General features: G+C 71.3%; 13 protein-coding genes and 4 tRNA genes. 9 read left to right on the top strand and 8 right to left on the bottom strand.

The window, feature by feature from the left end:
- Nucleotides 1–59: 59 nt before the first annotated feature.
- The 5 genes from AC2AXK_RS09815 (at nucleotide 60) to AC2AXK_RS09795 (ending at nucleotide 4173) form a co-directional block, all read left to right on the top strand.
- Nucleotides 60–132: transfer RNA gene (locus AC2AXK_RS09815), tRNA-Arg, on the top strand.
- 27 nt (nucleotides 133–159) lie between these two features.
- Nucleotides 160–624, top strand: coding sequence for a ribonuclease HI (gene rnhA, locus AC2AXK_RS09810; protein ID WP_484345181.1), 465 nt, complete (start codon nucleotides 160–162; stop codon nucleotides 622–624).
- Between the two features lie 3 nt (nucleotides 625–627).
- Entirely contained in the window at nucleotides 628–2148 is a 1521-nt protein-coding gene (locus AC2AXK_RS09805) for an AMP-binding protein (protein ID WP_484345180.1), read from the top strand.
- A gap of 58 nt (nucleotides 2149–2206) precedes the next feature.
- Nucleotides 2207–2974 (top strand): type I methionyl aminopeptidase, encoded by a 768-nt coding sequence (gene map / locus AC2AXK_RS09800; protein ID WP_484345179.1) that lies wholly within the window; start codon nucleotides 2207–2209, stop codon nucleotides 2972–2974.
- Nucleotides 2971–4173: a thiolase family protein gene (locus tag AC2AXK_RS09795; RefSeq protein WP_484345178.1), complete on the top strand. Its 1203-nt coding sequence runs from the start codon at nucleotides 2971–2973 to the stop codon at nucleotides 4171–4173. Before map ends, AC2AXK_RS09795 begins: the two co-directional genes overlap by 4 nt.
- Here AC2AXK_RS09795 and AC2AXK_RS09790 read toward each other — a convergent pair.
- The 6 genes from AC2AXK_RS09790 to AC2AXK_RS09765 all read right to left on the bottom strand — a co-directional run bounded on the left by AC2AXK_RS09790 (nucleotide 4123) and on the right by AC2AXK_RS09765 (nucleotide 7354).
- On the bottom strand, nucleotides 4123–4884 hold the full coding sequence (locus AC2AXK_RS09790; protein ID WP_484345177.1) for a phosphatase PAP2 family protein: 762 nt from the start codon (nucleotides 4882–4884) through the stop codon (nucleotides 4123–4125). The genes AC2AXK_RS09795 and AC2AXK_RS09790 overlap by 51 nt on opposite strands.
- A gap of 123 nt (nucleotides 4885–5007) precedes the next feature.
- Nucleotides 5008–5080, bottom strand: a tRNA-His gene (locus AC2AXK_RS09785).
- A gap of 134 nt (nucleotides 5081–5214) precedes the next feature.
- On the bottom strand, nucleotides 5215–5898 hold the full coding sequence (gene orn / locus AC2AXK_RS09780) for an oligoribonuclease (protein WP_484345176.1): 684 nt from the start codon (nucleotides 5896–5898) through the stop codon (nucleotides 5215–5217).
- A 93-nt stretch (nucleotides 5899–5991) separates the two neighbouring features.
- Nucleotides 5992–6900, bottom strand: coding sequence for an ATP-grasp domain-containing protein (locus AC2AXK_RS09775; protein WP_484345175.1), 909 nt, complete (start codon nucleotides 6898–6900; stop codon nucleotides 5992–5994).
- A 126-nt stretch (nucleotides 6901–7026) separates the two neighbouring features.
- Nucleotides 7027–7099, bottom strand: a tRNA-Lys gene (locus tag AC2AXK_RS09770).
- A 51-nt stretch (nucleotides 7100–7150) separates the two neighbouring features.
- On the bottom strand, nucleotides 7151–7354 hold the full coding sequence (locus tag AC2AXK_RS09765; protein ID WP_484345174.1) for a hypothetical protein: 204 nt from the start codon (nucleotides 7352–7354) through the stop codon (nucleotides 7151–7153).
- 183 nt (nucleotides 7355–7537) lie between these two features.
- Between AC2AXK_RS09765 and bcp the strand changes: the two genes are divergently transcribed.
- From bcp to trmB, 3 genes are all read left to right on the top strand, one after another.
- Nucleotides 7538–8014 (top strand): thioredoxin-dependent thiol peroxidase, encoded by a 477-nt coding sequence (bcp, locus tag AC2AXK_RS09760; protein ID WP_484345173.1) that lies wholly within the window; start codon nucleotides 7538–7540, stop codon nucleotides 8012–8014.
- Between the two features lie 33 nt (nucleotides 8015–8047).
- Nucleotides 8048–8129 (top strand) — tRNA-Leu (locus AC2AXK_RS09755).
- A gap of 32 nt (nucleotides 8130–8161) precedes the next feature.
- Nucleotides 8162–8914 carry a tRNA (guanosine(46)-N7)-methyltransferase TrmB gene (gene trmB, locus AC2AXK_RS09750; RefSeq protein ID WP_484345172.1) on the top strand — a complete coding sequence of 251 codons (753 nt, stop codon included), beginning with the start codon at nucleotides 8162–8164 and terminating at the stop codon, nucleotides 8912–8914.
- Here the strand turns inward: trmB and trxA are convergent.
- Both trxA and AC2AXK_RS09740 read right to left on the bottom strand, forming a co-directional pair.
- Nucleotides 8911–9273: a thioredoxin gene (gene trxA / locus AC2AXK_RS09745; protein WP_484345171.1), complete on the bottom strand. Its 363-nt coding sequence runs from the start codon at nucleotides 9271–9273 to the stop codon at nucleotides 8911–8913. The two genes, trmB and trxA, sit on opposite strands and share 4 nt — an antisense overlap.
- Before the next feature lie 178 nt (nucleotides 9274–9451).
- Nucleotides 9452–12493 (bottom strand): glycosyl hydrolase, encoded by a 3042-nt coding sequence (locus tag AC2AXK_RS09740; RefSeq protein ID WP_484345170.1) that lies wholly within the window; start codon nucleotides 12491–12493, stop codon nucleotides 9452–9454.
- Nucleotides 12494–12716: 223 nt separating this feature from the next.
- Between AC2AXK_RS09740 and AC2AXK_RS09735 the strand changes: the two genes are divergently transcribed.
- Complete coding sequence (locus AC2AXK_RS09735) at nucleotides 12717–13286, top strand: NUDIX hydrolase family protein (protein WP_484345169.1); 570 nt, start codon at nucleotides 12717–12719, stop codon at nucleotides 13284–13286.
- Nucleotides 13287–13299: the final 13 nt, after the last annotated feature.

Genomic DNA, 13299 nt, shown 5'->3' with positions numbered 1-13299 from the left:
GCAAGAGCCCGCCCCAGTCCGGCCGGTATCCTCGCTGTGCACGGTCTCGCACCGTCCACGCCTCGATAGCTCAATGGATAGAGCAACGGCCTTCTAATCCGTAGGTTGCAGGTTCGAGTCCTGCTCGGGGCACCTCTCACCCCCTGGGAAGATGTGTCCATGACGACGAGCGACACCGACGGCACCGTTGTGGAGATCTGGACCGACGGAGCATGCAAGGGCAACCCCGGGCCCGGAGGCTGGGGTGCGTGGCTGCGTGCCGGTGCCCACGAGCGCGAGCTCTTCGGGGGTGAGGAGCTCACGACGAACAACCGCATGGAGCTCACGGCGGTCATCGAAGGACTGAGCGCACTCACCCGCCCGTGCAGCGTCACCCTCCATGTCGACTCGACGTACGTGATGAACGGCATGTCGAAGTGGATCGCCGGCTGGAAGCGCAACGGGTGGCGCACCGGCGACAAGAAGCCGGTGAAGAACGTCGACCTGTGGCAGGCGCTCGACGCCCAGGTCGCGCGGCACACCATCACGTGGAAGTGGGTCAAGGGCCACTCCGGGGACGTCGGCAACGAGAAGGCCGACGAGCTGGCGAACCGCGGTGTCGACGCCGTGCGCCGCCGGGCCTGACCCGTGCCCGTCGCACGTGCGGTGCTCGCGCACGCAGCGACCACGCCGGACGAGCTCGCACTCGTCGCTGAGGACGGCACCAGCCTGACGTACGCCGAGCTGGCCCGGCGGGCGTCCGCCCTCGCCACGCTCCTGGGCGCCGGAGTCCTGCCCACCGGGCCGGTGCGACGCGACGCCGTCGTCGCCGTGGATCTCACCGGCGACGGCCCGGGACGCGTGGTCGACGACCTCGTCGCGCTCCTCGCCGTCGACCTCCTCGGCGGCGTCCCGCTCCTGTGCCCCGCAGGCTGGACACGCACCCAGCAGAGCGCGGTCCTGACCACGACGAGGCCCGGCCACGTTCTCGGCGCCGTGCCGCATCTCGGCGCCGTGCCGGACGACCAGGGTGTCGCGTTCGCGCCGGTCGCGGTGCACGCCACGGACCGCGGATGGGCCGGCTTCACCTCGGGCAGCACCGGGCGGCCACGTGCTGTGGTCCGCACCCGCGGATCGTGGACCGGCTCCTTCCCGGCGGTGACGGCGCTCACGGGTGCGGGCGCAGGCACCCAGGTCCTCGTGCCCGGGCCGTTGGCGACGTCGCTCTACTGCTTCGGTGCCCTGCACGCACTCTGGGCGGGGGCGACGGTCCGGCACACGACGAGCCGCACAGGATTCCTCCGTGCCGTGGCGACCTGCGACGTCGTGCACCTCGTGCCCGCCGACCTCACGCTGCTGCTCGACGCGAGCGACGACGTCGCTCGCACTCCCCCTGACGAGGCCCACCCCGGAGCGCCCTGCGCCCCCCGGACCCGGCCGAGGACCGCGATGGTCGGCGGAGCCGGGCTGGCACCAGGCACCCGCCGACGAGCCGAGGCGCACAACATCCGGGTCGTCGCCTACTACGGCGCGACCGAGCTGTCCTTCGTCGCCGTCGACGACGACGGCACGGGCCTGCGTCCGTTCCCGGAGGTCGAGATCGAGGTTCGCGGCACCCGCGGCCAACCCCTCGAGCACGACGACCGCGCCGGGGCCCCCCGGGGCGAGGTGTGGGTCCGCTCCCCCTGGCTCGCCTCGGGCTACCTCGCCGGCGCCGACGGGCCACTTCACCTCGAGGACGGGTGGGCATCGGTCGGGGACCTCGCGGAACCGCTCGCCCCCGACGGTCGCCTCGTGCTGCGGGGACGCGGCTCGGGGACCATCACGACGGGTGCCGCCACTGTCGTCGCCGAGGACGTCGAGGAAGCCCTGCGCGACTGCCCGGGGGTCGACGACGTCGTCGTCCTGGGGGCGGCCCACCCGGTGCTGGGAGAGGTCGTCGTCGCCGTCGTCGTCGGCGACGCCCCCCTGCACATGCTCGAGGCCCGTGCGCGAGAGCGGCTCTCCCCGGCCCAGCGCCCGCGACGCTGGTACGCCACGAGCGACATCCCACGGACCCCGACCGGCAAACCCGCCCGGTCCGAGCTGGCCGGCCTCCTCCGGCGCGCCAGCACGGCGAGCCCGGGCGACGACCAGACCGGGCTCCCGCTGCGTCGCCTCTCCCGCTGAGCGCCCTCGAGCACCCGTCGTTCCCACCGGGGCGCGCGGCCGACGTAGGCTCGGAGGCGTGATCGAGAAGAAGACTCCCGCCCAGATCGAGAAGATGCGCGAGGCCGGCCGGGTCGTCGCCCGCGCCCTGGCCGCGATGGAGGACGCCGCCGACGTCGGGGTGACGCTCCGCGAGATCGACGCGGTCGGCGCCCGCGTGCTCGCCGACGCGGGAGCGACGTCACCGTTCCTCGACTACCACCCCGACTGGGCGCCGTCCCCGTTCCCGGGCGTCATCTGCGCATCCGTCAACGACGCGATCGTGCACGGGGTCCCGACCGACCAGGCACTCGCCGACGGCGACCTCCTGAGCATCGACTTCGGGGCCGTCCTCGACGGCTGGTGCGGCGACGCCGCCCGGTCCTTCATCGTCGGCACCCCCCGTCCTGGCGACGAGGAGCTCGTCGAGGTGACCCGCCTCGCGCTCGAGGCCGGCATCGCCGCGGCGCAGCCCGGCAACACGCTCGGCGACATCGGTCACGCCGTGCAGAAGATCGCCCGCAAGGCCCGCGTGGGCATCCTCGAGGACCACGGGGGTCACGGTATCGGCACCGAGATGCACATGGATCCCTTCATCCCCAACGAGGGCCGCCGCGGCAAGGGCATGAAGCTCACCCCGGGCCTCGTCATCGCGATCGAGCCCATGTTCATCGCTGACGGTCGAGGCGGTTACCGGCCCGACGACGACGGCTGGACGCTGCGCTCCCTGCGTGGTGCCCGCGCAGCGCACTGGGAGCACACGGTCGCGATCACCGAGTCGGGACCGCGCATCCTCACCGAGCTGTGACCCGGTCGGCCGCGTCCGGTCATGAGGCGGTGATCGTCGCCGCGCGACGCACCTTCATCGGCACCGCCGGGCGCGGCCACCGGGACCTCGTGGCCCATGAGCTCGCGGCCCCCGTCCTGCGTGCCACCCTCGAGGACGCCCGCGCGACCGGGGTCCACGAGCACCCGGACGACGTCGTGCTCGGCAACTGCACGGGGCCCGGCGGGAACGTCGCCCGCGTCTCGGCGCTCGCGGCCGGCCTGGGCCCACAGGTCCCCGGGATGACCATCGACAGGCAGTGCGGGAGCGGCCTCGCGGCCGTGCTCACCGCAGCCCAGGCCGTCCGTACCGGTGAGAGCGCCCTCAGCCTGGCGGGAGGCACGGAGAGCGCGTCGACGGCCCCCCTGCGGTCCCACCGGCCGGGGCACGCTCCCGGACGCGCCAACGACGGGCCGCAGCCCTACGACCGAGCCCCCTTCGCCCCGACGTCGGAGGACGACCCGGACATGGGACGCGCCGCGGACGCCCTCGCGGCCACGTCCGGCGTCACCCGGGAGCGCCAGGACGTCTATGCGGCGCGAAGCCATGCACGCGCCCTGGCGGCGCACGAGCGCGGCGCGTTCGACGACGAGGTCGTGCGCGTCGGGACGCTCGACCGCGACGAGCGGGCGCGCCCCCTCGACCCAGCGCTGCTCGCACGACTGCGCCCCGCCTTCAGCGCACCGGGCGACCCGGGCCCGCCGGGCACCGTCACGGCCGGCAACGCCAGCCCGCTGTCCGACGGGGCGTCCGCCGTCGCGGTCGTCCGCGGGCGGCCCGGCATCGCCGGGCTGCGCATCGTGGCCGGATCCGTCGTCGGGTGCGACCCGCGGCTGCCTGGTTGGGGGGCAGCGCCGGCGGCGCTCGCTGTGCTCGCACGCGGTGAGACAGACGTGACGGACCTCGCAGCCGTCGAGATCGTCGAGGCGTTCGCCGCCCAGGTCCTCGCCGTCACCGACGCTCTCGGCCTCGACCCGCTCGGCCGGGACGGCGCGGTCGTGTGCGCCGACGGCGGCGCGCTCGCGCTCGGTCACCCCTGGGGGGCGAGCGGGGCGGTGTCCCTCACCCGCCTCTTCACGCGGCTCGTCCGGGCGGGCGCTCCCGCCGGGACACGTGGGCTCGCAGCCGCCTCAATCGGTGGCGGGCTGGGCGTGGCGATGCTCGTCGAGGTCGTGCGCTGAGCTGTCCTCAGCCTGCGTCCCGCCCATCCGCAGCAGGTGCGCCCAGCGGTGGAAGGCCACGACGATCCCGAGGACCGCGACAGCGAGGCTGATCGCCGCCAGGACGTCGGTGACGAAGTGGTAACCGAGGTAGAGGCGGCTCCCGGCGACGAGGCCGATGATGACGACGCTCGCCAGGGCCCAGATCGTGAACCGCAGCCCGGTGCGGTGACGCTCCCAGATGAGGTAGCCGCTGACGAGCACGAGCGTGGCGGCGCCGATGGTGTGCCCGGACGGGAACGAGAAGGACGACTCCACCCCGGGGACCGTCATGTGCTCGTCGTCGGGACGAGGGCGCGCCACCACGGCCTTGATCGACACGGAGACCACGGTGGACAGCAGCATCGCTCCGACGAGCAGGACCGGGTCACGCCACTGACCGGCCAACCGCCACCACACGATGCACCCCACGGCCACGAGTATCGGCAGCACGACGGGCCCGGAGCTGTTCGTCACCCAGGTGAGGAAGGTCGTCGCGGCGTCGCTGCGGTGCTCGCTCAACCATTCGAGGATCGGCTGGTCGACCACCCAGAGGTCGTCCCGCTCCCGCACGGCGTCGAGGAGCACGAGGAACGCCACGACGCCGCCGAGGAAGACCGCTGCGCCAGGGCCGAGCGCCCGCAGGAGCTCCGCGTTGGAGGGCCGGGGGTGTCGGGTGTGCTCGGGAGACATCTCGTCACCCTAACCGCGGCTGCCGCACGCTGGGCGGTCGAGCGCGACGCCCGGTGGCACGCGTGCCCGGAGACGGAACGAGCCCCCGACCGGCTCTCGCCGATCGGGGGCTCGTTCGCACGGGGTGAGTAACGGGACTTGAACCCGCGACCCCCTGGACCACAACCAGGTGCTCTACCAGCTGAGCTATACCCACCATCGCACCTGTCAGCCGGGGCTGTTCAGGACGTACGCCCGGAAGAACCGGGCCGTCGAAAAGCATACCCGGAGATTCGACCGACCCCTGACCAGTCCCGCCTCGCGGGCGCGTGACGCAGGACACGTCCGACGTCAACCCGGGACGCTGACGCCCTCCTGCGCGCCGGCCTCGCCGCCGAGCCGCCCGCGCAGGGCACCCGCGACCGGGTCCGCGGCGATCTCGGCGGCCACGGCACGAGCCGTCGGCGTGTCCGGTCCCGGCTGCGGGACGAACACGGCGGAGCGGTAGTAGCGGAGCTCGTCGATGCTGTCGAGGATGTCCGCCAGTGCGCGGTGCCCACCCTTCTTGGGTGGCGACGCGAAGTACGCCCGGGGGTACCAGCGCCGGGCCAGCTCCTTGATCGACGACACGTCCACGACGCGGTAGTGCAGGTGGCCGGACAGCTCCTTCATGTCGCGCTCGAGGAACATCTTGTCCGTGCCGACCGAGCTCCCGCCCAGGGGCGCCTTGCCCGGCTCCGGCACCCACGCGCGGACGTACTCGAGCACGGCCGCCTCGGCGTCGGCGAGGCTCACGCCGCCGGCGAGCTCGTCGATGAGGCCCGAGGTCGTGTGCATCTCACGGACGAAGTCGTTCATCTGCTCGAGCGCAGCGTCGGGCGGGCGGACGACGACGTCCACGCCGTCTCCCAGGACGTTGAGCTCGGAGTCCGTGACAACCGCGGCGACCTCGATGAGCGCGTCGGCCGAGAGGTCGAGACCGGTCATCTCGCAGTCGATCCAGATGATCCGGCCGGTGCTGGAGGTGATGGGCATCTGACCAGCCTACGACGGCGCACCTCGGTGCGCCGCGACGTCCACCACCCGGCCACGGCCTGCAGGGCGCGCCGTCAGGTACGCCGCGCGCCCTCAGACGCCGAGACGGTCCGCGATGACGCCGGCGAACCGGTCGAGCGCGCCGGGGACCTTGCTGAGGAACAACGCCGGCTCGGTGAGCTCGAGCTCGAGGAGGATCGGCTCGCCGTCGTCCCCCGGGAGCATGTCGACGCGTGCGTAGAGCAAGGAGTCGACGGACTCGCCCAGGACGGACCGGGCGGCCTCGAGGGTGCGCTGACCAAGAGCGAGCTCGGCCTCGCTGGCCTCGACGCTGCGCATGACCTCGGTCTGGTACAGCCCCTGCGTGGGCCGGTGACCACGCGACAGCATGGCGTTCTTGCGCACCGCGTGGGAGAACTCCCCGCCCATGAAGATCAGCGCCGTCTCACCGGCGACGTCGACCTGGTTGAGGTACGGCTGGACCATGACGTGCCGACCCGACCTGAGGAGCTCCCGTGCGTGCAGGATCGCCGCACCCCGGGCCTCGGCGGTGTTCTCCTGGTACCTGGCGGTGTCCCGCGAGCCCGAGCTCACCGTGGGTTTGATGACGTAGTCGCCGTGGGCAGGGAGCCGGGTGTGGATGGCCTGCGAGGTGAGGTGCCGGTCCGGGTCCAGCCACAGCGTCCGGACGACGGGCACACCCATCTCCCCCATCGTCTTGAGGTAGTACTTGTCGGTGTTCCACGCGATGACCTCAGCGGGGTTGGCGATCGCCGGCACGCTGCGCACCCATGCGATGAACTCCTCCTGACGCGAGGAGTAGTCCCAGGTGGACCGCACGACGACGAGGTCGAACGCCGACCAGTCGACGTCGGGGTCGTCCCAGACGGCAGGACTCGCGTCGATGCCACGTTCGGTGAGCGCACCGACGAGGGGTGCGTCGTCCGGGTCGAGGTCAGGGAGGACAGAACAGGTCGCGAGCGCTACTCGAGGTGTGGGCACCCTGCCAATATAGCGATGAGCGGGGCCAGTGGGGCCCGACGCGACTCTCGACGACGGCTGCCGGAGCCAGCACTGGCCCCTCACGCAGCACGGCCCGGAGCATGAGCCCCGGGCCGTGAGATCTTGTGCGCCATCCTGGACTCGAACCAGGAACCCGCTGATTAAGAGTCAGCTGCTCTGCCAATTGAGCTAATGGCGCGCGGACGAAACCGTACCAGCAGAGGCTGGCCGTTCGCCAATCCCGCGCAGATCAGCGCTCGTCGTCGAGGATCTGCGCCGAGCGGGGACCGAAGGGGCTCGCCAGGTCCGCCATGAGAGCCAGGGGCACGCGTTCGTCGAGGAGACGCGCGAGCAGGGCGCTGACGTCGGGCAGCCCGTGCAGGTCGAGACCGTGGGGGTCGTTGCACGCGTGAGCCGCTTGTCGCGGTGCGGAACGCGTCGTCACGGTGGACATGGGATCCCCCTCCTGGCCGACCCACGTCGGCTCCACGACCATGGCACCACCGCCCACGGTGATCGGCAATGGGAAGAACTCCCCATCGCCGGCCGGGGTGCGCACGCACCCTGACGAGACGCCCTGCCCTCAGGTGTGCCCCGTAGCATGGTCGCCACCGACCGCCGCACTCCGAGGAGCATGATGTCGAACCGCCTGTCCCCCGGGGACGAAGCCCCAGACTTCACCCTGCCGACCGTCCCCGAGGGCAGCGTCTCCCTGTCGTCCCTGCGGGGGCAGCGCGTCGTCGTCTACTTCTACCCGGCAGCAAGCACCCCGGGATGCACGACGCAGGCGTGCGACTTCCGGGACAACCTCGCGTCCCTCGCATCGGCCGGGATCTCGGTCATCGGGATCTCCCCCGACGGGATCGAGAAGCTCGCAGCCTTCGCCGAGGCAGAAGGCCTGACGTTCCCGCTCGCGTCCGACCCGGACAACGCCGTCGCCACGGCGTACGGCGCCTACGGGGAGAAGAAGCTCTACGGCAAGACCGTCGTGGGCATCATCCGCTCGACGTTCGTCATCGACGCCGAGGGACGGATCGAGCTCGCCCAGTACAACGTCAAGGCGACAGGCCACGTCGCGAAGCTCCGTCGCGACCTGGGCCTCGACGCGCGCTGACCGCTGCGTCGCAGCCCCTAGACTCGTCCCCGAGCGCGAGTGGCGTAATTGGCAGCCGCGCCAGGTTTAGGTCCTGGTGTCTTCGGACGTGGGGGTTCGAGTCCCCCCTCGCGCACCGCTCACTCGTCGCAGGAGGCCGCACCACCCATGTCCGACGAGATCGCCGCGCCCGCACCGTTCCGCGCGACCACCGTGTCGTTCGCCCAGCGCAGCGGGCGCCTCAAGGACCGGCAGCAGCGTGTCTGGGCGGAACTGGCCCCGCAGTTCGTCGTCGAGCCGCCGCGAGCCCAGGGCCGGGCCTCGGTGGACCCGTCGTTCGTCCTCGACACGCTCGCTGTCTTCGGGAGGCACGCGCCCCTGGTCGTCGAGATCGGGTCCGGTCAGGGTGAGGCGATCGCGCACGCCGCGCTGGCGAACCCGGGGACCAACTTCCTCGGCGTCGAGGTGTACCGCCCGGGAGTCGCCCAGACCTTGCAGCGCATCCGCCGCCTCGGACTGACGAACGTCCGGCTCGTCCAGGCGGACGCCGTCGACCTCCTCGCCACCGCGCTGCCCGCCGGGTCGGTCGACGAGCTGTGGGTGTTCTTCCCCGACCCCTGGCACAAGGCCAAGCACACGAAGCGTCGTCTCGTGACGGACCGGTTCGCCGGGCTCGCAGCTCGGGCGCTCACGCCCGGGGGCACGTGGCGGCTCGCGACGGACTGGGCCGCGTACGCCGACCAGATCCGTGCCGTCGTCGGTCGATCCGAGGACTTCGACGTCGACCCCGAGCCGGGACGGTTCGACGGCCGGCCCGTGACGAGCTTCGAGCGCAAGGGGATGGAGAAGGGCCGCACGATCACAGACATCCGCTGCGTCCGCACGGCCCCTCCCGAGGCCCGGCTGCCCGCCGTCGGCTAGCTGGCCTGCGCCGCGATCTGCTTGCGGACGTCGTCCATGTCGAGCCCGCGGACTCCTTCGATGACCTGCGCGAGCGCAGGCGCCGGCAGCGCACCCGGCTGCGAGAAGACGAGGATCCCGTCCCGGAAGGCCATGAGGGTCGGGATCGAGGTGATGTTGGCGGCCGCGGCCAGGCCCTGCTCCGCCTCGGTGTCGATCTTGCCGTGCACGATGTCCGGGTTGGCCTCGGCGGACGCCTCGAACACCGGCGCGAACTGGCGGCACGGACCGCACCATGCCGCCCAGAAGTCGACGAGGACGATGTCGTTGTCCTTGATCGTCTGCTCGAACGTGGCCTGGGTCAGCTCCTGCGTAGGCATGAGGTTCCTCTCGTCATGAATAGGTCTGTCTCTCACTAGACACCACAGCGCGCCGACCTATTCCAGGCGTGGCGACGGACCGGAGCACAGTGCCCGGGTCCGTCGCCCGGCCGCTCCCCCTGCGAGCTGCCGGCGCCGGTGTCCTCCTCGGCACGCGCCGAGGAGGACACCGGTGGTGTCACCCCCCGAAGGGCAGCGTCACCACGCTGTCCCCGAGCCCGAGGTCGGTCGTGGACATGCCGACGGCGTTCCACACCTCCACGCGCACCGTGCCCCCGGCCAGGTCACCGAGAGCGCCGGACGAGGCGACGAGGCCCTGCGCCTGCGTGTACCGCTCGAACCCGGGGAGCGGGTCCGTCGCGAAGTACGCATACGTCTCCTCGCGATCCCACGACCCGTCGCTCGTGAGGTCGTACGAGACGCGCACGTGCGTCCCGTTGCCGATGCTCGAACCGGCGTCGAGCGCGAGGTCGAAGGCCGTCGACCCACCTGTGAAGGCGGCGGTGAGCCCGGTCGTCTCGAACGTCACCGGATTGCGGACGGTTCCGTCAGCGATGCCGCTGGCTGCTGACACCGGGACACGACCTGCCGCTGCCGGGGCCTCCCCGAGGCTCCCGTCGTCCGTGAGGTAGAGCGTCGGAGCGAACGGGTCGGTGGGATCCGTCGGCGGGTCCGTCGGCAGGTCCGTCGGGTCCGTCGGTGGGTCCGTCGGGTCCGTCGGCAGGTCCGTCGGGTCCGTCGGCGGGTCCGTCGGGTCCGTCGGCGGGTCCGTCGGGTCCGTCGGGGGGTCGGTCGGGCCCGGGTCAACCCCTCCGCCCGCGCTCCCCCCGCTCCACGTGAAGGCTCCCGTCGTGGCCGTCGTGCCTGCCGCGACGTCCAGCACGGTCCCGTCCGAGAACGTCACCGTGATGTCCGTCGACGTGACGTTCGACGCCACGTACGTGCGTGCGCCGTCCTTGGCGAACACCGACGACAGCACATGGTCGGCGGTCACGCTCGTGTCGACGTTCCCCAGCGCCGCGAGGTTCGCGATCCAGTGGTACGTGTGAGCACGGGTCTCGCCCTCCTCGACGACGTAGCCGGGGTTGGCGGTGAACTTCTCGAGGGCGAGCTCCCCGTCTCCGAGAGCGAGGAAGCTCCAGAGGATGTCCTGCCACACGTCGGGCTCGCCGCCGTTGAGCCGGACGACCTCGGCGTAGTTCTCGAGGTTGTACTCCGGACGGGCTCCCAGGTAGAGGTGGTTACCGGTGATGGGGAGCATGTTGATGCCCTGGATCTTCTCGGGGTCGCCGCTGAACCAGGTGGAGTAGGTCGCTCCGTCGCCCCACACCATCCCAGCGGTGGTGTGCTGCTGACCGTCGACCCCGAACTCCGCCGGGAAGGCCTCGCCGGACGAGTTGAACCAGTAGTTCTGGATCGCGCTCGCCTGGGTCGTCCAGAGGTACACACCAGCGTCACGGACGGCGGTGTCCCCGGTCGCCTCGCCCCACTGGATGAGAGCACCCGCGAAGTTCTGTCCCTCGGAGCTCGACTCCTGGTTGTTGCCGGCCCAGAACGCGCCGTGCCCCGACGCCCAGTCGTGGCCGGCGTAGATGTCGAAGTCCCGCAGGTACGGGAACATCTCGTCCGAGCGGTCGTAGTTGTTCGCGTCCCGCACGAGCAGGTCGATCATCCCCCCGTACTGCTCGTCGGACGCCCACTCGGGGTCGAACTTGGCGAGGGTCGCGGCCGCAGCGACGAAGTACCCGTAGTGGAAGTGGTGGTCATTGAGCTCCTTGTCCGAGCCGTAGGAGGCCGGGAAACCGACGAGCGTCCCCCATGCCTCGTTGTACGCGAACAGCTGCTCCGCCTCGCCGTCCTCGGCCGTGAGCCAGTCCGTGAGGACGCTGCGCATCTCCGCCAGGGTCTGATCCCGCAGCTCGGTACGCCCGACGAGGTCCGCCATCTCGGCGATCCGTGCCGCCCTGCCGAGCCCCTTGCCCGTCCAGTACGTGTCGTTGTTGAGGATGACCATCGGCTCTGCCGCCACCTCGTCGAGGTAGGCGTTGAGCGAGTCGAGCCCTGGTCCGCTGCCCGTAGCGACAGCGGGGAGCTCCGGAAGCACCCCGGTGTACGTCGTGACGGTGGTGAACTCGTCGACCCCTCGCAGGACGGGCATGGGGCCGCGCGGCGAGACGTACGCGTCACCGGTGGGCTGCGCGCCGACGAGCTGCTGCGCCTGGTGCGGGTAGAGCGCGACCACCGTCCCCTGCTGATCCCCGAACAGGTCCTGCGTCTCGTACGCGTACGTCACCGAGACTTCTGCGGCGGCCTCGTCGTAGTCGTACGAGACGGTCGTCCCGACCACCTCGGCGTACGCGTGCTCACCGAAAGCCTCGGCCGCAGCGAGTCGGTCGGCATCCGTGGCGTCGGCGTCGGTCGGGAGCACAGCGAGGGAGAAGTAGTCCTCGTCGCCGAGCGGGCTGCTGATGGACTGTCCGGAGACGGTCCAGTCGGCACCAGGCGCGGTGAAGGCGACGTAGTCGTGATCGTTGACCGTGAATCCCACCTGGGCGCCGTCGTCGAGCCACACGTCGGGCTCTGCCGAGAGGGTGAGCAGCGCGTCACCGCCCGTCGCGTGGAAGTACGTGAACGGCAGCCCGTGCCCGATGGTCGCAGTAAGGGTCTGGTCGCCGTCCGACCACGACGGTGTCACGGTCCAGTCGGTCCAGTCGGCGACCTTGACGTCTCCGGCATCCAGCCCCGCGACCCCGGCGACGAGGTCCTCGGCATATTCATAGTGGTATTCGCCGATGCCCCCACCGGCGCTCGAGATGGTCGGGACGGTCGTGTACGACACCCCCAGCCCGTTCGCCCCCGGGAGGAACGACGCGGGGTGGGCGTGCAGCGGCTCGCTGAACTGGCAGTTGAACTTCTTGAACACGAGCGAGGACCACCAGTCGTTGGTGGGCACCGGCCCTTGTGGCGCAGCCTCGGTGAGGTATTGCCGGGGGTTGTTCGAGATGTCTCCGCACGCCTCGGGCGCGGGACCCACCGCTGCGGTGGTGTAGCTGCCTGCACCGACGGGCTGGATACCGTCGGCCGCTGCTGCCGGGCCGAGCGAGGCGCCCCCTGTGGCGCTGAGCCCGACAGCGAGGAGGACCGCGAGGACTCTGTGCCGCCGTGCCCCTCGGGTGTCGGATGGTTCGTGACGTGACGCGTGGACTGCGGACATACGCATACCGGTCTCCTTTGACCAGGTGTCTGCTTCCGGGCAGGAGGCTCATCGCCCCCCAAGACGTCCTACCCCTGCGAGAACGTTCCCACAACGACCATACGCCGCGTTTATCAGGACGGCACATTCATCACAAAGGGTCCGGCCCGCGTGTGAGATCCGCCCCGACCGCCCCCGTCCGAGGGCGCCGTCTGGCGATGAGGAGCCCCACCGGGATACAACTGATCCCGTGACCGACACCGCTGACTTTCCCCCACCCGAGTTCGACCCCGCCGCAGCGCGACCCGCCGGATGGCTCGGAGCGGACCAGATGGCTGCGGCACGCCGCAACCTGCCGATCGTCTACGTGGACGCCGTCCCGGTGCGCGTCGACGACTCGGGGGACGTCGTGTCCGTCGGGCTGCTCCTGCGCGTCACCCGCGAGGGGATGATGAGCCGCGCCCTGGTCTCCGGTCGCGTGATGTACCACGAGCGGATCCGCGACGCCCTCCTCCGGCACATCGAGAAGGACCTCGGGCCCGTCGCCCTCCCCCTCATCCCGGCGTCTCCGCAGCCCTTCACCGTCGCCGAGTACTTCCCCACCCCGGGCGTCACCCCGTACCACGACCCACGTCAGCACGCCGTGTCCCTCGCCTACGTGGTCCCCGTCCGGGGCGACTGCCGCCCGCAGCAGGACGCGCTCGACCTCGCGTGGATCGCACCCGAGGAGGCGTGCAGCGAGAGCATCCAGGCGGAGATGTACGGCGGCCAGGGTGTCCTGCTCCGGCAGGCGATGGCTCACGTCGGTCGGATCCAGTAGCCGGCACGGGTTC

The sequence above is a fragment of the Sanguibacter sp. Z6_81 genome, assembly GCF_057180625.1.
The sequence above is the reverse complement of the archived record's forward strand: the minus strand, read 5'-3'. Positions and strand labels throughout refer to the sequence as shown.